22 protein-coding genes are annotated in these 22,702 nt (G+C 23.8%); 21 read left to right on the top strand and 1 reads right to left on the bottom strand.

The genetic code is table 11. From position 1 onward, the window contains the following. Positions 1-23 precede the first annotated feature (23 nt). From ACZ5EC_RS10040 to ACZ5EC_RS10005, 8 genes are all read left to right on the top strand, one after another. Positions 24-1,907, top strand: a complete 1,884-nt coding sequence (locus ACZ5EC_RS10040; protein ID WP_464302349.1) for a motility associated factor glycosyltransferase family protein — start codon at positions 24-26, stop codon at positions 1,905-1,907. Between the two features lie 122 nt (positions 1,908-2,029). After that, positions 2,030-2,425, top strand: a complete 396-nt coding sequence (locus ACZ5EC_RS10035) for a DUF3783 domain-containing protein (RefSeq protein ID WP_464302348.1) — start codon at positions 2,030-2,032, stop codon at positions 2,423-2,425. Between the two features lie 135 nt (positions 2,426-2,560). Continuing rightward, positions 2,561-4,381, top strand: a complete 1,821-nt coding sequence (mnmG, locus tag ACZ5EC_RS10030) for a tRNA uridine-5-carboxymethylaminomethyl(34) synthesis enzyme MnmG (RefSeq protein WP_464302347.1) — start codon at positions 2,561-2,563, stop codon at positions 4,379-4,381. A 52-nt stretch (positions 4,382-4,433) separates the two neighbouring features. Then, positions 4,434-5,090, top strand: coding sequence for a 16S rRNA (guanine(527)-N(7))-methyltransferase RsmG (rsmG, locus tag ACZ5EC_RS10025; RefSeq protein WP_464302346.1), 657 nt, complete (start codon positions 4,434-4,436; stop codon positions 5,088-5,090). Then, positions 5,075-5,836, top strand: coding sequence for a ParA family protein (locus ACZ5EC_RS10020; protein ID WP_464302345.1), 762 nt, complete (start codon positions 5,075-5,077; stop codon positions 5,834-5,836). Before rsmG ends, ACZ5EC_RS10020 begins: the two co-directional genes overlap by 16 nt. Before the next feature lies 1 nt (position 5,837). Then, on the top strand, positions 5,838-6,689 hold the full coding sequence (locus ACZ5EC_RS10015; protein ID WP_464302344.1) for a ParB/RepB/Spo0J family partition protein: 852 nt from the start codon (positions 5,838-5,840) through the stop codon (positions 6,687-6,689). A 55-nt stretch (positions 6,690-6,744) separates the two neighbouring features. Then, positions 6,745-6,993: a hypothetical protein gene (locus tag ACZ5EC_RS10010; protein ID WP_464302343.1), complete on the top strand. Its 249-nt coding sequence runs from the start codon at positions 6,745-6,747 to the stop codon at positions 6,991-6,993. A 131-nt stretch (positions 6,994-7,124) separates the two neighbouring features. Continuing rightward, positions 7,125-7,724, top strand: coding sequence for a SelB domain-containing protein (locus tag ACZ5EC_RS10005; protein ID WP_464302342.1), 600 nt, complete (start codon positions 7,125-7,127; stop codon positions 7,722-7,724). On the opposite strand, the gene ACZ5EC_RS10000 is transcribed toward ACZ5EC_RS10005, so the two are convergent. Then, positions 7,721-8,914 (bottom strand): hypothetical protein, encoded by a 1,194-nt coding sequence (locus ACZ5EC_RS10000; RefSeq protein WP_464302341.1) that lies wholly within the window; start codon positions 8,912-8,914, stop codon positions 7,721-7,723. The two genes, ACZ5EC_RS10005 and ACZ5EC_RS10000, sit on opposite strands and share 4 nt — an antisense overlap. A gap of 394 nt (positions 8,915-9,308) precedes the next feature. Here ACZ5EC_RS10000 and metK point away from each other — a divergent pair, with 394 nt between their 5' ends. From metK to ACZ5EC_RS09935, 13 genes are all read left to right on the top strand, one after another. Further along, on the top strand, positions 9,309-10,478 hold the full coding sequence (gene metK, locus ACZ5EC_RS09995) for a methionine adenosyltransferase (RefSeq protein ID WP_464302340.1): 1,170 nt from the start codon (positions 9,309-9,311) through the stop codon (positions 10,476-10,478). An 85-nt stretch (positions 10,479-10,563) separates the two neighbouring features. Next, positions 10,564-12,312 (top strand): methyl-accepting chemotaxis protein, encoded by a 1,749-nt coding sequence (locus tag ACZ5EC_RS09990; protein WP_464302339.1) that lies wholly within the window; start codon positions 10,564-10,566, stop codon positions 12,310-12,312. A 159-nt stretch (positions 12,313-12,471) separates the two neighbouring features. Further along, entirely contained in the window at positions 12,472-12,924 is a 453-nt protein-coding gene (gene rpsF / locus ACZ5EC_RS09985; RefSeq protein WP_464302338.1) for a 30S ribosomal protein S6, read from the top strand. A gap of 17 nt (positions 12,925-12,941) precedes the next feature. Further along, on the top strand, positions 12,942-13,433 hold the full coding sequence (locus tag ACZ5EC_RS09980) for a single-stranded DNA-binding protein (RefSeq protein WP_464302337.1): 492 nt from the start codon (positions 12,942-12,944) through the stop codon (positions 13,431-13,433). Positions 13,434-13,554: 121 nt separating this feature from the next. Further along, entirely contained in the window at positions 13,555-13,821 is a 267-nt protein-coding gene (rpsR, locus tag ACZ5EC_RS09975; protein ID WP_464302336.1) for a 30S ribosomal protein S18, read from the top strand. Positions 13,822-13,825: 4 nt separating this feature from the next. Continuing rightward, on the top strand, positions 13,826-14,770 hold the full coding sequence (locus ACZ5EC_RS09970) for a hypothetical protein (protein ID WP_464302335.1): 945 nt from the start codon (positions 13,826-13,828) through the stop codon (positions 14,768-14,770). A 26-nt stretch (positions 14,771-14,796) separates the two neighbouring features. Next, a complete protein-coding gene (gene rplI / locus ACZ5EC_RS09965) occupies positions 14,797-15,315 on the top strand; it encodes a 50S ribosomal protein L9 (protein ID WP_464302334.1) in 519 nt (172 codons plus the stop codon). A gap of 16 nt (positions 15,316-15,331) precedes the next feature. After that, positions 15,332-16,663 (top strand): replicative DNA helicase, encoded by a 1,332-nt coding sequence (gene dnaB / locus ACZ5EC_RS09960; RefSeq protein WP_464302333.1) that lies wholly within the window; start codon positions 15,332-15,334, stop codon positions 16,661-16,663. A gap of 50 nt (positions 16,664-16,713) precedes the next feature. After that, complete coding sequence (locus ACZ5EC_RS09955) at positions 16,714-18,450, top strand: TrkH family potassium uptake protein (RefSeq protein WP_464302332.1); 1,737 nt, start codon at positions 16,714-16,716, stop codon at positions 18,448-18,450. A 13-nt stretch (positions 18,451-18,463) separates the two neighbouring features. After that, complete coding sequence (locus tag ACZ5EC_RS09950) at positions 18,464-19,156, top strand: potassium channel family protein (RefSeq protein WP_464302331.1); 693 nt, start codon at positions 18,464-18,466, stop codon at positions 19,154-19,156. 76 nt (positions 19,157-19,232) lie between these two features. Continuing rightward, a complete protein-coding gene (locus ACZ5EC_RS09945) occupies positions 19,233-20,219 on the top strand; it encodes an asparaginase (RefSeq protein ID WP_464302330.1) in 987 nt (328 codons plus the stop codon). Positions 20,220-20,562: 343 nt separating this feature from the next. After that, complete coding sequence (locus ACZ5EC_RS09940; RefSeq protein ID WP_464302329.1) at positions 20,563-21,918, top strand: thymidine phosphorylase; 1,356 nt, start codon at positions 20,563-20,565, stop codon at positions 21,916-21,918. A gap of 69 nt (positions 21,919-21,987) precedes the next feature. Then, entirely contained in the window at positions 21,988-22,677 is a 690-nt protein-coding gene (locus ACZ5EC_RS09935; RefSeq protein WP_464302328.1) for a rhomboid family intramembrane serine protease, read from the top strand. Positions 22,678-22,702: the final 25 nt, after the last annotated feature.

Genomic DNA, 22,702 nt, shown 5'->3' with positions numbered 1-22,702 from the left:
ACCTGAAAAAAATAGGCATGAATATGAATAATAAAAATATAAATAATAAAATATATATTTTTTATCAAGAATTTGAAAAATCTAACATTGATAATTCTCTTTCAATCTTTTTAAAAGAAGAAAAATTTGTAAATCTTGAAAACCATTTTCTTCCACTCAAATCTTTTAAAAATAAATTTTTGTCATCTAAATATGATCCTGAAAAAGAAGCAAACAGATTAAAACAACAAATTTCGAACCTGAATAACAATTTGATTGTTTTTTTTCAAATAAATAATCTTTTTTATATTAAAAAACTATTAGAAATTGAAAATTATAAAGATTTTTTAATAATAGAATTTTCTGATAAAATTTTAAAAATTTTGCAAAAATACTTTCCTGAAAATATAGATATTACATACAACAATAAATCTGAATTCATTACAAAAATAAAGGATAACTATAATAATAAAAACATAATATTTTTAATTAATCCAGATAAAGAGATATTAAAACAAACACTATTTGCTATTGAACGAGATGAAGTGTATAAAATCCAGTCTAATAGAAACATTTTACAATATTTTGATAAAGTTAACACTATTTTTGATTCTATGCTGAATCAAAAAAAAATAAATTCTCAAACCATTTCAAAATTTGGATATCAATGGATAAAAAATAGTTTGATAAATTTAGAAAAATATATTTTTAATAAAGGAGTAAAACTATTTTTCAATTTTGCAAAAGGATTAAATATACTGGTAATAGGTGGTGGACCATCACTATATTACAACATAGAAAATATAAAAAAGATATATCCATATACATTAATAATTGCAGTAGATACAGCATTACGCCCTTTATTAAAAAACAAAATAGTTCCAGATTTTATTGTTTCATTTGATTCACAGAGCATTAATTCAGCTTACATTTTAACTACCAATCATTCTTCTTCAATATTATTAACTGTTCCAACTGTAAATCCTATATTACTTGAAAAATATTCAGGGAAAATAGTATTTTCTTCAATATTTTTTGACTTTATACAAAAAATTGATGAATTAACATACCCAAAATTTGAAATTTTATCTGGTGGAACAGTAACATCTTCTGCTTATGACTTTGCTAAAATGATGAATCCTGACAATATTTTTTTTCTGGGTCTTGATCTTTGCTATTCCTATAACCAAAATCATTCAAAAAATGCTTTATATGAAGATCTTTTTTATTATTTCCAAAATTATTTATTACCTTATGAGAAATTATTTCTTACACCAATTTTAAATGGGACTACTTACCTTACATATGATCTTGCCAATAGAGTTGTTAGATCAGATCTCAAATTTAAAATGTTCGCTGACTGGTTTTCGTCTGAAATAGACTCTAATACTTTTTTTCTTACCGATAGAATTTTAAAAGTTGATAATTTTAAATTTAAAAATTTTAATAATATATTAACTCAAATTAATAATAAGGATAAAATAAAAAAACAAATTGAAAAGAAAAGAAAATTTATTAAAGACCTTGATGTTAATGTTGAAATTAAAAAGGACAAACTTAATTCTTTAAAAAAATATTTTTTAAATTTAAATCGAGAATTAGAGGAACTTTCCAATATTTTTATGTCTGCTAGAAATCTTTCTTTACAGCTTGAAGAATTTAATAAAAAAAATTTAAATATTGATAATTTTCTATATAATCTTGAACTTTTTGAAAAAAAGATAAAAGAATATAATTTAGGTTTACATATTATTAATCTTGCTTCTCAAAAACTTTTTAAACAAATACAGCATGATTTTAAAAATAACAAAACTAAAGAAGAGATCATTATAGAAAATATTATGTTTTACACTACAATGCTTAATCTTTCTAAAAAAATCCTTAAAGTTTTAAAAAAAACAATAAAATCATTTGATAAATTTATCTAATTCCATTATATTTTAATGTATTTTTTCAAAAATATATTAAATTTTTACTAAAGCAACCATGAATATTTTAATATTAATTATTTAATTGAACAAAAATTTTAAATGTAAAAAAAGGAGTAATTATGTCAGATTCAAAAGGAATTCTATTAAATGGGTATAACAATGAGGAAAAAGATGCTATTTGTGATACAATAAAAAATAAATTAAGTATTAATAATCTTTTAATTTATTCTGGTTATAATAATCAAAAATTAAAAATAAAAGAGATAATCAGTAATGAAAATCTTAAACAGGAATTTGATTCTGATAGAAAAAAAATTTTAATGTTTTTAAACTTTAATGATATTGAAATAAAGCAAACTCTTACCTATTTTCCTAAAAATATTGAAAGACCTTTATTTTGTGTTTTAACTCAAAATAATAGTGAATGGGATATCGAAAAACTTTATAATGATCTAAAATTAGAAAATGAAGAGATGAAAAAAAAGATTTCTGAACTTAAACAAAATAAAAAATAGATATATTTTTTAGTATTAATTTAAATAAATGATTTATAACAATTAAACCAAAAATATTTAATTTTATATAATTTTATTAAATATTTTTTTTATAAAAGTAAGCTAATAATTAAAACAAGAAATAAGAGGAACGAAATGGATTTTGATATTATAGTAGTAGGAGCTGGACATGCTGGAATAGAAGCAGCTTATAGTAGCGCAAAAATGGGAAAAAAAGTGCTTCTTATTACAATGAATTATGACACAATTGCTCAAATGTCCTGTAATCCTTCAATTGGTGGAATATCAAAAGGTAATATAGTCAAAGAAATTGACGCTTTTGAAGGGTTGATGCCTAAAATAGCTGATAAAACTGCTATTCAATTCAGAATGTTAAACACTAAGAAAGGTCCTGCTGTGCAGGCTTTACGAGTTCAATCTGATAAATTTAAATATTCAGAAATGATGAAATTTGAATTAACTAATACTGAAAATATTTTCGTTTATCAAGATACTGTTCAAAATCTTATTGTTAAAAACAATAAAGTTATTGGTGTTAAAACTGAAAGACAATTAGATATCTATGCTCAAGCTGTAATTTTAACAACTGGAACATTTTTAAGAGGAAAAATTTATATTGGAGATTATATTGGTTCTGGTGGACGTATAGGGGAAAAACCTTCAACAATTTTATCTGAATCTTTAAAAAACAATGGATTTGAATTATTCAGATTTAAAACTGGAACACCAGCAAGAGTTAATAAAAGATCAATTGATTTTTCAAAACTTGAAATTCAAAATGGAGACCCTATAGGTAAATTTTTTTCTTTAAATTCAATAATTAAAAATATAAAAACACTTCCTCAATTACCCTGTTACATTGCAAGAACCAATAAAAATACTCATAAAATGATTTTAACCAACATAAACAATCTTCCATTGTATTCTGGAAAAATATCTGGAATTGGCCCAAGATACTGTCCTTCATTTGAAGATAAAGTTATAAAATTCAAAGATAAAAATTATCATTTAATTTTTGTTGAACCTGAAGGGTTAGATACTAATCTTTATTATTTAAATGGGTTTTCAACTTCTCTAACAGAAACTTTACAACCTGACCTTTATAGATCTGTAGAAGGACTGGAAAGTATTGAAATAATTAAACCTGCTTATGCAATAGAATACGATGCAATAAATCCAACACAATTAAATAAAAACCTTGAAGCTAAACATATTGAAAATCTATTTTTTGCAGGGCAAATAAATGGAACTTCTGGTTATGAAGAAGCTGCAGGTCAAGGATTAATTGCAGGAATTAATGCAGCATTAAAAGTTGATAGAAAAGAACCATTTATTATTAAAAGAGAAGAATCTTATATCGGAGTTATGATAGATGATTTAACAACAAAAGGTGTTGATGAACCTTATAGAATGTTTACTTCAAGAGCAGAATATAGATTAAACTTAAGATTTGACAATACATATTTTCGATTATCCCACTATGCAAAAAACTTTGGATTATTATCTGAAGATTATATTAAATACATTGAAGATATGAAACAAAAATTTAATATTTATATTGAAAAGATAAACGAAATCAAAGTTAAAGATAAAAACAATAAAAACACTTCCATCGATTTATTAATTAAACGAAATGAATATACAATAGATGATCTAAAAGAAAAATTTCCAGAATTACACCAGGATCTTATTGAATCAATATTTATAGAAACTAAATACAAAGGATATATTGATAAAGAAAAATCTATGATAAAAAATTCTTTAAAATATAAAAAATATTTAATCCCTGATAATATTAACTATAAAGACATTGGAAATCTTTCTATTGAAACTATTGAGAGGTTAAATAAAATAAGACCGAAATCAATTTATGAACTTGAAAAAATAATCGGAATAAAACCAACAGATGTTTTAAGCATCATTAATTTCATTGCAAAAAAATATAAAAAACAATAAAAAAAATAAATGTTACACGTGTAACATTTATTTAAATCTTAGAGGTGTTATTTTGAATATAGTAGAAAATTTTATTAACAAAAAAGATATAGAATCACTTATAAATCATGAAAAACTTATCCTGTTAAACAAATATACTGAATTATTAATTGAATACAACTCTCGATTCAATTTAACTTCTATATTAAATCACGAAGATATTTACATAAAACATTACTTAGATTCTTTATCAGGATTGGTTCTATTAAAAAAAAAGTTTGGTGATGATATTTTGAAATTTAAGATCGCAGATATTGGCACAGGTCCTGGATTTCCAGGAATGATATTAAAACTATTTTCTCCTGATTTAAATTTAACCTTGATTGAATCAAATAGTAAAAAGTCCAATTTTTTAAATGTCATCTCATCTTCCCTTAATATTAAACCTGCAATAATAAACAAAAATGTTAAAGAAGTTAAAGGGAAATTTGATATTCTTATTTCAAGAGGTTTTTCTGATATTTTCTCTTTTATTAAAAAAACGAAGCATTTATATAATGATAAAACTTACCTTTATTTTTATAAAGGGAAGAAAAATAAAATTTTAGATGAATTTAATGTTGTAAAAAATATAAAAATAGGGTTAAATATTAGAAAAGCAAATTTATACCAGATAACAGGTTTTATTTTTGAAAGAAATATCTTGGAGTTATTATGGGAGAAATCATAACAATAGCAAATCAAAAAGGTGGTGTAGGAAAAACTACAACTGTAGTAAATTTAGCATATTCCCTATCCCATTATAAAGTAAAAGTTTTAATTATAGATTTAGATCCACAATCTAATGCTACTTCTGGATTTGGGTTTAGTGTTAAAGATACAGATTTTACAATTTATAATGTTTTGTTGGGTGATTGTCCAATTGAAAAGGCAATTTACCCATTGGAAGCTTCTAAAAATATTGATATTGTCCCCTCTAACATTCATCTTGCTGGAGTATCTGTTTCACTTTTAAACACAAAAAAAAGAGAATTTAAATTAAAAGAAAACCTTAAAAATATTAAAGACAAATATGATTTCATTTTAATTGACACACCTCCCTCTTTAGGTATTTTAACTATTAATGCACTTTCTGCTTCTGATTCATTTCTGATCCCTGTTCAATGTGAATATTATGCATTAGAAGGGTTAACTCAATTATTAAAAACCATAAAAATTGTACAAAATAAATTTAATCCAGGATTAAAACTAAAAGGTGTTGTATTAACCATGCATGATCCTAGAACAAATCTATCAAAACAGGTTGTTGATGAAGTTAAAAAATATTTCAAAGATTATGTATATAAAAGCATAATACCACGAAATATAGCTTTATCTGAAGCTCCTTCTTATGGAAAACCTTGCTATTTATATGATTCAAAATCAACAGGAGCTATTTCATATTTAAAATTAGCAAAAGAAATGCTTGGAGTATAATATGGGAAAAAAAGCTTTAGGAAAAGGATTGGATGCACTATTTAATTCTCTTGATATGGATGTAAACCCTGAAGAGATAAAAGAAAATGTTTTATATATTGATATATCTCAAATTGAAAGAAATCCTGAACAACCACGAAAACATATAAATAATGAAGAGATTGAAGCACTTGCACAATCAATCAAATCTAATGGTTTGATTCAACCAATTATAGTTAACAAACTAGATAATGGTAAATACTTAATTGTTGCAGGGGAAAGAAGATATCTTGCATCGAAACTGGCTGGACTAAAAAAAATACCAGCAATTGTAAGAGATATAGAAAATGCAAAGATACTTGAATTAGCTTTAATCGAAAATATCCAGAGAGAAAACCTTAATCCAATTGATGAAGCAAACGCTTTTAACTTACTAATTGAAAAATTTAATATTACACATGAAGAACTTTCTAAAAGGGTTGGCAAAAGCAGAGTTTATATTACTAATTCTTTAAGATTATTAAAACTTGATTTTAATATAAAAGAATTGGTTATTGAAAACAAGATTTCCAAAGGACATGCTGTAGCATTATTACAAGTTGATGACAAAGAAATACAAAAAGAACTTGTTAATGAAATTTTAGAAAAAAAACTTTCAGTTAGAGATTTAGAAAAGAAAATAAGAACTTTAAAAAAACCAGCTTCTTTAAAGAAAAAGAAAAATGAAAAATCTCCTTTCCTCTACGATATTGAACAAAAATTAACTTACAAATTCAACACTAAAGTTGAAATTAAAGGTAATCTTAATAAAGGTAAAATAATTATAGAATATTTTTCAAAAGAAGATCTTGAAAAAATTTTAAATACTAATTAATTTTTGAATCTTTTTTGTACAAAAAGTTGTCCATAAATAATAAAGGAGGTTGTTTATGGACAGCTTAACATTAATATCTTTCCTCAATTTTTTAAATAAATTAAATTTATCAAACAATAGAAAAACAACGATTATAAAACTTAATAAAATTTTTTTAGAAAAGATTGGGAAACACTATATTTCTATAACATATTTTGATATAATCAATTTTTTAAATTTTTTAAATGAAAAAGATTTTTATAATTATTCAGAAGCATTTTATTATTTTTATGTAAAATTTCTTGGTAAATATTACAAATTTTGAAATCATTTTTTACATTTCTAATAATATTAGGCAGGATGTTGAATAAAAATAAATATTGTTTAATATTTTTTAATCTTGTTAATTATTGTTTAAACACTTTACATTATTTACATTTTATATATTTTTTCAATATGCCAATAAAGAAAATAGAAAAAATATTTTCAGAATTTTATGAAAAACATCCATTGCGATTTGGCATAACTCCAGAGGAATTATCTTTAAAATTAAAACTAAGTACTGACAAAGTTTTTCAATTAATGGAAAAATATAATAATTTATATGACTATAATGGAAAATGCTTTTTTAAAAAAGGGCGCATTGTTTTATTAAATGAAAATTTAGAAAAAATCAAAGTTGAACTATTATCTATTTTTTCAAAAATTCAAAAATTAGATATAGATGAGTTTTCAATAAAATACAAAATTAACCAAAAAGCTATAATCAATCTTATCAATTACCTTGAAGATATAAATAAGATAGATGAAATAAAAAAACATAAAATTTATTTAACTACTTTAAAAATTAATGAAATTAAACAGCTGATTATAGATAATTTTCATGATTCTTTCTTTACTATTAAAGATATCAAATCACTTTTAAATATCCCAAGAGAACTGGCAATAGATTTAATGGAATATTTTGATAAAAAATATTTTACAATCTTTTATAATGGGAAACGATATTTAAACAGGCAATACAACAATTCTGATAAGATAATAAATAAAATTTAGAAATCTTTAAATCCCCATAATATATTATAAAGTTTTTTATCCCTTTTATTAACTTCTTTTTGTGGATTTCTTAATCTATGTACTGCATGGGGATAAATTATTTCAGTATTAACTTTTTGTATATAATAATGGGGGGAATCATAATAAGGTTTTGTTGTCCAGGTATATTTTGCTTCTGGATTAAAATATAAAGTAGCAATTCTTATATTTTTGTGGTTTAAATTTCTTCTAAGCCCTTCTTTTAGTTTATCAATAACAGAATTAATATGAACACCAGATCTATAAACAGTATCGATTAATAAAATTTTATCTTCATAATTAATATTATCGAATAAATAAGGTAACCCAATAATATTACTTTTATATGACAAATGAGAAGAAGTTGTATTAATAGCAATATGGTCTGGATTTTTCTTTTTATTATTGTTTTTTTTATTTAAATATTTAAAGGCTTCATGGAAATAAACCCCTGCTAGGACACCACCTGGCCATAATGCAATTAAATAATCCGGTTCGAAATCAGAATAATAAATATTAACAGCTAACTTTAAAGAGTTATAAAAAATATCTTCAGGATTACTCCAATAATAAGTAGAATCATAATTCACATTTTTTATTTCAAAGTTTTTTTGTTCTAGTATGTCAAATGCAATTTTATCCTTTTTCTGCAAATAATTTACACCGTTTATATTAAATAAATCAGATACCTCATGAGGATAATTAACCCAGATATCTTTTTTAAGATCTCTCAAATATATTAATTTTGGGAAATATTTGTTGTTTTCTGGTTTCCTTTCAAGTGTAGCAACAACTATTTCTTTTGGCATATTTTTTCTAGCTTTTGTTTTCAATATTTCAATAATTTTTCTTACAGTATTTCCAGAATCAAAAATATCATCAATTATAAGTAATTTGTCTTCTGGCACAACCACTTTTATAACATGTTCCATCCCTTTTACAATAATCTCCTTTTGTTGAAAATCATCGCCATAAGAAGAAGTTGAGATGGAGGTATGGTTAATAAATAATCCATGCATTCTAAAAAATTCATTTAATCCTAATCCAACAATAGTCCCACCTCTCCATAGAGAAATTGCATGGTTTGGTCTAAATCCACTAATATATAATTTTTTCCCTAACTCAAAAGAATCATGATAAACATCATATAAAGATTTAAAATAAAATTCCACTCTTATCTCCAATTTTAAATATTTTCATTTCATTTTAATTAAATATTAATCTATTTTTTTGTAATTTGATTTTATATTTACTTTATACCATCTAATTTTATAAATACTATATTGTTTTATTTGATATTTAATTACCTTAATATTATGAGATATATAAAATAAGTATATCATAAAAAAATAATTTTAAAAGATTATAAAGTAAAACTATTTTTAGTATTTTTGATTAACTTTTTTTAACCATAAATAATACTTTACCTTATTTATTTTCTTTTATTCAAATTTTTAATTATATTTTAAAAAAATGCATGAAATTGCTTAATTAATAATGTTTGACTAAATAATTTTTTATTTTAAATTAAATTAAAATTAATTAAAGTCAAGGGAGGATAAATTTATGGAAAAGAATTACCTTTTCACTTCTGAATCAGTAGGAGAAGGTCACCCTGATAAAGTTTGTGATCAAATATCTGATGCTATTTTAGATGAAGCAATAAAACTTCAAAAAAATTCAAGAGTGGCTATTGAAACTATGGCTTCTAATGGTGTTATATTTATTGGTGGTGAAATGACTTTAAAAGAAGGTTACATTGATATACAGAAAGTTGCTAGAGGTGTTATTAAAAGCATTGGATATACAGATCCTGATTTTGGATTAGATTATGAATCATGTGGAATTATTATAAATATTAATCAACAATCATCTGATATTGCTTTAGGTGTTAATCCTGATCAAAGACATCATAAAGATATTGGTGCAGGTGACCAGGGAATGATGTTTGGTTATGCATGTGATGAAACTCCTGAATTAATGCCCGCTCCAATTCAATTTGCTCATCAAATCATGTTAAAATCAGCAGAAGTAAGAAAAAAAGGGATTTTACATTATTTAAGACCTGATGGGAAATGTCAGGTTACAGTTGAATATAAAGATGACAAACCATATAGAATACATACTGTAGTATTATCTCAACAACATGATGAAAAGATAAATTCCCGTGATCCTGAATTTATAAAAGAAATTAAAGAAAAAATTATATTTCCTGCTCTACCTTCCAATCTTTTAGATGAAAATACTATTTATTATATTAATCCAACTGGTAGATTTGTAATTGGTGGACCACAGGGAGATACAGGTTTAACAGGAAGAAAAATTGTAGTAGATACTTATGGTGGAATGGGAAGAGTTGGAGGTGGTTGCTTTTCAGGAAAGGATCCAACTAAAGTTGATAGATCAGCAGCATATATGGCAAGATATATTGCAAAAAATATTGTAGCTGCAAAAATTGCAAGAAGATGTGAAATTGAATTAGCTTATGCAATTGGGATATCTGAACCTATTTCTATTAATTTAAATTTCTTTAATACTGGTAAAATAGAAGAATCTAAAGTTGAAAAAGTAATTCCTGAAATATTCCCTTTAACTCCACATGGAATTATAGACCATCTACAATTATTAAACCCTATTTATAGAGAAACAGCATCATATGGTCATTTTGGTAGAAATAAATTTTCCTGGGAAAAAACCGATAAAATAGAAGAACTAAAAAAAGCATTAAACTTATAATTTTTATTATAATTGTTTTGTATTATAAAAATAAAAAATATGAAATTTTAAAGATTTCAACTTCAAAACTTTAACAGGACTTTTTATGAGTAATAAAAGATTAACTGTAGATTCTAATTTAAAAATTAGTGAGATTCAGAAAAAAAAATACAAAATTTTGAAAAATTTTGTCTCTATTAAAAATGTTAATAATCCATTCTGGAAAAAAGTAAAAGAGATTATTAATAATAAAAATGATTTTAATACTTTTGAACATTGGGAAAAACATGTTTTTGAAGTTGCTTATAAAAAATACAGAAATTCTCATAATTCTGGAATTATTTTCAGAATATTTTTTTCTATTTTAATTTTAGGTATTTTAGGATACTTGATTTTTATTAAATCATTTATCCCTTTAGATCTTACAATAAAAACAGATACAACATTATTAATTTTATTTGTTAATTTTTTTATATTTTCTTTTTTTGAATTTAGAATTACTTCTCTTGAGGTATTTTCTTTTGTTTTTGCAACGCCAATTTTATTTACCCTACTTTATGGTCCTTTTGTCACCTCAGGTATAATTCTAATTCTGTTTCTTATTTTAACTATCCGTAATTATAATTCTAGAAAAAAAGTTTCTCCAGAAACTACTTCTATTATAAATTCTTTTTCCAGTTATTTAATTAACACAACCACATTTATATTTCTTACTTTCTTTTTTTATTTTGCAATTAACTATTATGGGATAGATTATAAAACTATTGATTTTCTAAATATCGGATATCTTTTCATAATTTTTTTAACCATATCAATCTTAAACTCTATTTTTATATTTTTATCATTGGGAATTGAAGGTTACTTTATCCCAATTCTATTAAATAAATCTTTTCTTGTTAACACAGTAATAGATATTGTAACTTTTTATTATGCCTATCTATTTGTCTTAATATTATATAAAATGCAATACCCTGGATTATTCCTTTACCTTTTATTAACTTATGGAATTATTGTATCCTTATATCAATTAAACAAATTTTCAATTGAATTAGAAAAACGAAATAAAAATATTGAAAAAGAGAGAAACATTGTCACTTCTCTTCTTAACAAATTAAAGTCATCTTCATTTTTTCTAATTGAAAAATCAAAAGATAATGAATCTATTGCAAAAGAAATTAGCAATAATTCTTCGAGTCTTTATAATCAGTTTAAAGAGACTAAAGGGATCCTTGATAATTTTAGTCAAAAAATACAGGTATTAAAAATAAACTTTGAATCTTTAAAAAACCAGGTCTCATTAATCTTTGATGATATTGAAAATTCTAAAGATATAATTTTTCTTTCCACTGAAGTTATCAACAAATTCAAACAAACTACAAATACAATGGAAGAATCTATTTCTTTAATTGAAGATATATCGGATCAAACAAATATGTTAGCATTAAATGCTTCTATTGAAGCAGCAAGAGCTGGTGAAGCTGGAAAAGGATTTGCTATTGTTGCTTCAGAAATCAGAAAACTTTCAGAAAAAACCTCATCAACAACTGACAAAATTTATGCCTTGCTATCTGAAACAAATGCTGAAGTTAAAAATATTCTATCTTATATAAATAAATTAAATACAAAATTTACAGACCTTGAAAATACAATCTCAAGTTTTTCAGAAATTTTTGATAGTGTTAATACAAGTTCTGATGAAATAATGTCTCAAATCAATTATATAAATAATAATGTTATTGGATATTTTGATTTAATTAATAACTTAAATGAAATAGCTGAAAGAATTAACAATTTAATTAATGACTTTTCTTTAACTAGAAAAGAATTGGAAAAATTTACAAAAAACAGATATTAAATTAAAATTTTGATTTTTAATTAATATTTTATTATATTATTTCATATTTTCTCTTATTATTATTTTCTTTATGTTGACATATTAATTTTTATAAATATATTTCTTTTACACCTTCTATCTCCTTTAGAGGTAGGGGATCATTAGACCAAAGGAGGAACAATGAGTAAAACAAACAAGTATGAGTTACTAACCATTTTTTCTTTAAAAGATTCAGTGGATGTTAAAACTTTAAAAGATGAGGTTACCCAGATCTTATCTAATAACAAATTTGAAATTTACAAAGACAATGAACTTGGAAAAAGAACTTTAGCTTACCCAATTAGAAAAGAAACTGAAGGTTATTATTGGGTTCCTATTATCTCTTCTTCTGAAAATTCTTCAATTGACAATCTTTTAATCCTTTTAAAAAGAAAACAATATATTTTAAGAACAATGATTTTAAAATATGATGAAGAAAAATTAAAACGATTAAAAGAAAAAGAAGAAAAATACAAAAAAGCTAAATTTGATGCTAGAAAAAGAAAAATGGAAAGATATAACTCTCAATATTCACAATCAGATAATTCTGATTCTACTGATGCTCGTAAGAACCCTGAATCAGAAAATAATTAATTTTAAGGGAAAGAGCAATGGGATTTGATATTAATAAAATTTTTATTTCTGGGAGATTGGTTAAAGACCCAGAACTAAAAAAAATTAACACAGCTGATGGTAACAGTTATGACCTTTTAACTTTTACAATAGCAAATAGTGGATCAAAAGACGGTGAAAATACTAATTTTTTTGATTGTCAATTATGGGGAAAATCTACCTCATATTTTTCAAATAAATTAACAAAAGGTTCACCATTAATAGTTGAAGGTTCATTAAAACAAAAACGATGGACTAACTCTCAGGACAATAGTAAACAAAGCAGAATTCTTATTAATGTAGAGAAAATTGTTTTAATAAACCCTAAATATAACGATTTTTCTACTACAAATAACTCTTCTTCATTTAATAATAAGAAAGATATTGCTGATGAAATTGAAATTGCTGATCAAGAAGATGTTCAGGACACTAATTTTTACCAAGATCAAATTGGTGATCCCAATTTTGATGAAGATGAAAACAACTTTTAGATTTACTTTTTGTTTTGAAAACTTAAAATTTATTTTAGTTAGTCTATTTTTTTAAAAATTGATTTTTTATTCTAATAACAATTCTTACATTTAAAAAAAATGTATATAAAAGGAGTATTTTATGTCAGATATGAATACACAAAACAACATGAAAGAAAATAAAAAAAGAAAATATTTATTTAAAAAGAAAGTTTGTAGATTTTGTAAAGAAGGGGTAGAGTATATTGATTATAAAGATGTTAATCTTTTACAAAGATACATTATGCCTGTAGGTAAAATATTACCAAGAAGAATAACAGGTACATGTGCAAAACATCAGAGAATGCTTTCTAAAGCCATTAAGAGAGCCAGACAGGCTGCATTATTACCATATAAAAAAGCAATATAATATTATGGCTATTCAGGATACAAGGAAACAAATTTTTCAATATTCTCTCGTTTCTTTACTATTGTTTTTCATATTTCCACCTTTAGCAATAGCACCAATTTTAATGTTGATCTTTAATCTTGGTTATATAAAAGGTGTTTTTTATCATCTTTCATATATTGGTATTGTATTTTTAATTGTGTTCATTATTGAAACAATTAAAGCACCCTACAATATTAAAGGAAACGCTTTTGAATTATTGATTAACCTTTTTACTTATATCATTCTTGTATCTTTGATTGCCATTTACAGTTTTTATATTTTTAAATCAAATAAAAACTTTTTAATTAAACTAATTTTAGTGTCGTTACCATATGTAATTATATTTTCACTATTTATTTATTATGAAACAAAAACAGGATTTTCTTTTATTACATTTTCAAAAACAATAGAATTTTTTAAAGATTTTAGTGAATTTAATAGTATTGCAAAAAAAATAGATTTTGTTTTAAAAACAATATTACCAAGACTATTTATTCCTATATCTTTTCTTTTATCATTTTTAATTGAACAGCATTTTTCTTTCTATTTGAATAGAAACTCATCATTCACAATATTGGAAGAGATTAGCCAAATTAAATTGAATAAATTTATATTATATTTAACTGTTCTTTTACTCTATATTCTTATTCTTTTTCAGTTTATTTTAAAAATAAATAATAATATAATTATGATTATTACTTATAATATTGTTTTTAGTTTTGTAATGATTTATGTAATATATGGATATTCTTTTTTATCCTATTTTTTAAAGAAGTCCGTATTTAACAAATTGTTTTTAAACACATTTTTTATAATTATACTATCTTTAGTTATTGTAATTTATAGTTACTATTTAATTCCATCACTAATTATAATTCTTTTTATTTTAGGAATTATAGACCATTCATTTAATATAAAAAAAATATGAAGTTATTTGTTATTTAGGAGGATATTATGCAAATAATATTGTTAAAAGATGTAGAAAATTTAGGGCTTGAAGGTGAGATTAAAAATGTTAAACCAGGATACGCCAGAAATTATTTAGTTCCATTTGGATTTGCAATTGAAGCTACTAAATCTAATCTCAAAAATCTTGAGAAAAAAATTAAACAACTTGAAGAATCCAGAAAGAAAAGGCTTGCTACTGCTTCTGAAAAAAAGGCAATGTTAGAAGAATTGAACATAAAAGTTTCAGCTAAAGTTGGAGAAAAAGGAAGATTATTTGGTTCAATTACTAACAATGATATTGCTGAAGAACTACATAAACTTGGATTTGAAGATGTAGATAAAAAATATATTAAAGTTCCTCATATTAAAGAAGTAGGTGAATATATTGCAACTATCAAAATACTTGAAGGTGTTAATGCAAACATTAAATTTAAAGTAGAAGGTATTGTTGAAGAAAAGAAAGAAAAAGAAAATAAACCATATCATAGAAAAAGAAGGTATACTAAAAAAGAAGAAAATAATTAATATTTAGAAGTATAATATGAATAAATTACCCCCTTTTTCTGAAGATGCAGAAAAAACCAGTCTTGGTTGTTTATTACAGGATGCTGATTCACTACTTGAAGCTATAAATATTTTAAATGAGGAGGATTTTTATTTTCCTCCTCATAAACTTATTTTCACAGCAATAAAAAATGTTTATCAACTCAATAAACCTGTTGATATTTTAACTGTTACCCAATACTTAAAAGAAAATAATTTGCTTGAAAAAATTGGGGGAATTAATTATATCAATGAAATTGTTGATTCTGTTCCAACAACTGAAAATTTTGAAATTTATTTAGAAATAGTCAAAGAAAAATCTTTAAGAAGAAATTTAATTAAGTTTGCTAATGAGATCATAAGCTATTCAATTGATAATTCACTTCAATTTAAAGATATTATTGAATTAATTGAAAGCAAATTACTTAAAATTACAGATGTAAATAGTAAAGAAAATTATCAAATTTTAAAAAACCTTTTAATTGATATAATTGATGATATAACTGATAGAATTAAAAATGATATTAAATATATTGGTCTTCAAACAGGATATAAAAATCTTGATGATTTAACATCTGGATTTGAAAAAGGAGACCTTATTATAATTGCAGCAAGACCATCTATGGGAAAAACAACTTTTGCACTTAATTTAGCAGCAAATATGGCATTTAAATTTAACTATAAAGTTGCTTTTTTCTCTATAGAAATGCCTGCAGCATCTTTAGGATATAAAATTATTTCCATGCAAACAAAAATAAGATTTGATGATATAAGGAAAGGAAATATCTCCTATCCAAAACTTTCTGATTTAATTAATGAAATTTCTAACTTTTATGAAAAAACTTTAATTTTTGATGATTCCTCAAACTTAACTCTTTTTGATATACAACAAAGATCAAGAAGAATTAAAATGAAATATGGTCTTGATGTTATTTTTATAGATTATTTACAATTAATATCTCCTCCTAAATCAATCAGACCTGATAATAGAAATATAATTATTGGAGAAATATCTAAAGGATTAAAAAGTCTGGCTAAAGAATTACAGGTACCTATCATAGCATTATCGCAACTATCAAGAAATGTAGAAAAAAGGGAAGATAAAAGACCAATGTTATCTGATTTAAGAGAATCAGGATCAATTGAACAGGATGCAGATATTGTTGCATTTTTATATAGAGAAGCGTATTATAAAAAACAGGAATCAGGGAATAATTATACTGAATTTTTAATTAAAAAAAATAGATTGGGTAGTACTGGTGTTTCTTATTTTAATTTTTTGCCTGATTTTTCTTTATTTGAGGAAATATCATTTCCAGAAAATAAATAATTTTTATTAAAATTTGTTTAAAAATATCTTTTTTATAATAAACTATTTTTATGAAAGAAAATATTTCTGAATTAAAACCCTCTTTCTTTAAAATTTCATGGACAATTATTTTTCTTACTATTTTTTTTATGTTTTTTGTATACTATAAAAATATTAGTTTATCTTTACTAAAATTTATAAATATCATAGATATTATAATTTTTTCTATTGTTTTTGTTTTAGAAATAATTAGAAAACAATTTTTTGTTAATTATAAACCTTTTTTTAAAAAGGCATTATTTCTATATTTGTTTCTTCTTTTTTATACATTTGGATTCAAAATATTTTTTAGAAATTTCTTTTTAAATTCCAATAATCTAAAATTTTATTTAACATTGTACCTTTTATTAAAACAAATATTTACTTTTCTTTTATTTTTATATGTTAATAATTTTTATTCACCTTTTTTTAAAAGAATAAACTTAAAAACCCCTCAAGTAATAGTTATAGGATTTTTTTCAGTTATTCTTTTAGGTTCATTTTTATTATATCAACCTTTCTCTGTTACCAATGATATAACTTATATAGATGCTCTTTTTACTTCAACTTCAGCTGTATGTGTTACTGGATTAATTGTTAAAGACACACCAAAAGATTTTACATTTATTGGGAAATTAATAATACTTGTTCTAATTCAAATTGGTGGTCTTGGAATAATGGTATTATATGCTTCAATTTTTATTTTGCTCCCTGGGAAATTTTCTTTAACAAGTTACTATTTTACCTCTTCTGCATTAGAAGTTCAATCCAATAAAATATCATTTATTGGGATAATAAAAATTATACTTTTATATACATTTTTCTTTGAACTTCTTGGTATTTTACTTTTATACTATAGATTTACAAATATAGGATTTTCAAAAATTAGATCTATAGAATTATCAACTTTTCATAGTATTTCAGCATTCTGTAATGCAGGATTTTCTTTATTTTCAAACTCTTTTGTAAATTACAAAAGTGATATTTTTTTAAATCTAACAATTATGTTTTTAATTATTTTTGGAGGGATTGGTTTTACTGTAGGTTATGAAATTTTCTACTATATTAAAAGAAAAATAATAAAAAAAGATTTAAATACAAAACTATCAGTTCAATCTAAAGCCGTTATTTTAATGTATACTATCCTTATTTTTTTAGGAGCTTTTTTATTCTTTATATCTGAAAAAAACAATATTTTGCAAAACCTTAATTTAAAAACAAAAATACTTGCTTCATTTTTTCAATCTATAACCACAAGAACAGCTGGATTTAATACAGTTGATATTTCTAAACTTAAACCTTCAACTTATTTTTTTATGGATATTTTTATGTTTATTGGAGCATCTTCTGGTTCAACAGGAGGTGGTATAAAAGTAACAACATTTTTTGTATTGATCATACTATTTTTATCCTATATAAAAGAAAGAAATAGTGTAGTTTTTAAAAACAAATCTTTTTCTGATGATACAATTAAAAAAGCTCAATCTGTGTTTTTCTCATTTCTGGGATTTGTTGTATTATGGATTTATTTATTGCTCTTATTAGAAAATTTTCCTTTTGAAAAGATTGTTTTTGAAGTTTTCTCAGCTTTTGGAACGGTTGGCCTTTCTGGTGGTATAACTCCATACTTAAAACCTGTATCAAAGTTTTTAATAGTTATAGCTATGTTTACAGGTAGAGTAGGACCTTTAACTTTAGTATCTGCAATGAGTAAAATAGTAATTGATAGAACTATAAAATATCCTAAAGCAAATATTATGATAGGATAAAGGGAGGATAAAATTGAAAGTATTAGTTATAGGATTGGGAATTTTTGGATTTTCTCTGGTAGATACACTACTAAAAGAAGGGGTTGAAGTTTTAGCAATAGACAACCATGAAAATAATATTGAACTAATTAAAAATAAAGTTTCAATGGCATTAACTTTAGATGCTAAAAATAAAGAAGACCTTAAAGTTTTACCATTAAAAGAACTTGACCATGTTATAGTTTGTATTGGGGATGATATGGAATCATCTATTTTAGCTACTTTACATTTAAAACAGCTTGGAGTTTCTCATGTTGTTGCCAGAGCAACTTCTAAACATCATGATACTATTTTAAAAGCTATTGGCGCTGATGAAGTAATTTTTCTAGAACAGGATGCAGGGGAAAGATTAGCAAGAAAACTTGTTAAAGGACATGTTTTCAATTATATCCCTTTATCAGATGATCATGTTATTGTAGAAGTAATCCCAACCCAAAATATGATAGGGAAAAAACTAGGAGAATTAAGATTAAGACAAAGATTCAATATAAATGTAGTTGCTATAAAACAAAAAGTCGCTTCTTTAAGTGAAAATAATGAAAATATTTTTGAGGAAAAAATAATTGATGTACCTATGGCAGATTATGAACTATCAGAAAAAGATATACTAATTGTTGTTGGTTCTTCCATATCTATTGAAAAATTTAAAGAAGAGATACAGAGCTAGTATCTATTATAAGTTAAAATATGAAATAAAAACATAAATAAAATAGAATAAAAATACAAATATATAAAGGATAAAAATGGGAACAAATAACAATAAAATTTTAATTATAACAACTGGTGGAACAATTGCTATGAAATATGATGAAAAATTAGGTGGCTCTGTTCCAGCACTTGATGGTAAAACATTATTATCTTCTATTCATAATTCACCAATTTTAAAAGAATTAGAAATTTATGAATATTCCAATAAACCTTCACCTCACTTAACTATTGAAGATCTATTTAATATAGCAAAATTAATAAAAGCTAATAAAAACAAATATAAAGGCTTTATTATTACATGTGGTACTGATGTTTTAGAAGAAGTTGCATTCTTTCTCGATACAGTTATTCCAGATGAAATCAAGGTTGTAATTACAGCTTCTATGAGATCAAACAATGAACTTGGAATTGATGGACCTAGAAATCTTTTAGGTGCAATTAAAACTATTGATTCAAAGTACTCCGATAATTATGGTGTTCTTGTAGTTCTAAATGATGAAATTCACGATCCTGATACAGTTACAAAAACTTATACATCTAATGTTTCTACATTTAATTCTCCAGGATTTGGTTTATTAGGAATTGTTGATGAAGATAAAATCTATATGGGTAGAAAAAAAGTTAGAAGAATCTTAATTGATACTAATAAATTTGAAAAAAATATTTACCTTTATAAAACATATATTGATGATAATGGAGAGTATTTAAAATATTTAGTTGAAAACAAAAAACCAAAAGGCTTAATAATTGAAGGATTTGGTAGAGGAAATGTCCCTCCAAAATTAGTCCCATACATTAAAAAATTACTCGATAATGGGACAATTATAATAATATCAACCAGATGCCACCTGGGTAGAGTGTTAGGTATATATTCCTATGTAGGAGGAGGGAAATTTCTTGAAAACATTGGAGTTCTACTTTCAGGTGATTTGAAACCACATAAAGCTTATATCCTTTTAGGATTATTGCTTGGAGCTAATTACCCAAAAGATAAAATTAAGAATATTTTACAAAAATTTTAATAAAGTACTTATAGAATTAATTAAAATAATATACAAATAGCAAATAAACAGTAAAACTAAATAAATTTATTTTTATAATACTATTTTATTTTTTTGTTTTTATTTTATTAATAAAATTTTTTAATTTATTTTTTTTCTTGTTTATTTTCTCTCCTATATTTTTATATTATTTACTTTAATATATATATCTTTTTCCTTTTTATATTTTTTATTATGTTTATATTTTTTATTATTTTGATTTTTTCATAATTTACTTTATAATTTTTTTACAAAAAGTTCTTTTTAAAATTGTTTAATATAACAATTATGTAAATATTGATTTTATTTTTTTAAGGAGGGTATTTTGAGATTTCTTGATATAATTAGAAAAAAAAGAGATGGTCAGAAATTGAATGAAAAAGAGATAAAGTTTTTCGTAGAAAGTATAAATTCAGCTGACGTTCCTGATTATCAAATTGCTGCTTTACTTATGGCTATTTTTTTTAAAGGGATGGATTTTGATGAAACTTCTATCTTAACAAGAGAAATGATAAATTCAGGAATAAAAGCTGATTTATCTTTTCTTAATGTTCCCACTGCTGATAAACATTCAACTGGAGGCGTTGGTGATAAAATTTCAATTGTTTTAGCTCCTGTCGTTGCTTCTTGTGGAGTTGCTGTTGGTATGATGAGTGGAAGAGCTTTGGGGCATACTGGCGGTACTCTAGATAAACTTGAATCAATACCTGGTTTTAATGTAAATTTGACTTTAGATGAATATTATAACATTTTAAAAAAATCTTATGTTGCAATGATTGGACAGACAAAAGAGATAGCTGTTGCTGACAAATACCTGTATTCTATGAGAGATGCAACTGCAACTGTTGAATCAATTCCCCTTATAACATCTTCAATTATGTCAAAAAAAATTGCAGAAGGTACAAAAAATTTAGTAATTGATTTAAAAATAGGAAAAGGGGCATTTATTAAAAATGTAAAAGATGGTGAAACTTTAGGTAAATACATGATAGAAGTAGGTAAACAAAATGGAGTTAACACAAAATGTGTTTTAACAGATATGAATAATCCTTTAGGTTATCAAGTTGGAAACGCTCTGGAAATAATGGAATGTATTGATATATTAAAAGGTGATTACAAAGCATATGATGTATATGAATTAATAGTTATATTATCTTCTTATATGGTATCTATGGCAAAAAAGATTTCTCTAAAAGAATCTGAAACTATGGTGAAAACTTCATTAAAATCAGGAAAAGCATTACAAAAATTTAAAGAAATGGTAGAAAATCAGGGTGGAAACTCAAAAATCATCAATGATTATTCCTTGTTTGGTAAAGCAAAATATAACAAAACTGCCACATTAAAAGATATTATAAATTTAAATCCTGAAATTAACAACAATGAATTTATGTCTCAAAATTATTTATATATTAAAGAGATTGATGCTTTTCAATTTGGTCTTGCTTCAACCATTTCTGGTGCAGGAAGAAGCAAAAAAGAAGATAAAGTATCTCCTCATGCAGGTATAACATTATACAAAAAACAAAGCGATAAAGTATCATTAGATGATAAAATTTTTACTATTTTTTCAGATGATGAAAAAAAATTAAATTCTGCTTTTGAATTAGCATGTGAATCTTATAAACTATCTAAAAATCAAGTAAAAAAACAGGATTTAATAATAAAAATTCTTGAATAATTAATTTTTAAAAAAATTTAATAATAAATTAGTAATAAAATTATTAAAAAAATACTATAAAGAGGATTTATGATACCAATAAAAGATTACAATAAAACTAAAAGTTTCCCTTTTTTTAATTACCTTTTAATCATATTAAATATTTTAGTTTTTATTTATGAAACAAGATTATCTTCTTTTGAACTACAGAAATTTATCTTTAAATATGGTTTTGTTCCTTCATTCTTTTTAGAAGATCCCATCCACTATTCATATATGTTAATAACTTCAACTTTTTTGCATGGTGGGTTTATGCATATAATTGGAAATATGCTTTTTCTATTTATTTTTGGTGATAATGTTGAAGATGCTTTAGGCCATTTTAGATATTTAATTTTTTATTTTCTTTCTGGTATATCTGGAAGCTTTTTGCAACTACTATTTACAACTAACCCTGCTATTCCTAACATAGGAGCATCTGCTGCAATTTCTGGAATTTTAGGTTCTTATTTAGTATTGTTTCCTTTAGCTAAAATATTAACTATTATTCCTATAGGATTTTTTCTACTTAATACTAAACTACCAGCATATATTTTCCTCTTTGTATGGATAGGAATTCAATTTTTAAATGGAATAGCTTCTGTTACTATCCAGACAATAAATAATGTTGCATATTTTGCTCATCTAGGTGGATTTTTGTATGGCTTTTTATATACATTACTTAAAAGAAGAAAATTTTTAAATAAACTTTATTCAAAACATCAAAATATTTTATTTTAATAAAGATTATTTTAAATATTTATTT

The sequence above is a fragment of the Exilispira thermophila genome, from assembly GCF_055389015.1.
Note: the sequence above shows the minus strand (reverse complement) of the source record. Positions and strands in the feature narration are given on the sequence as shown.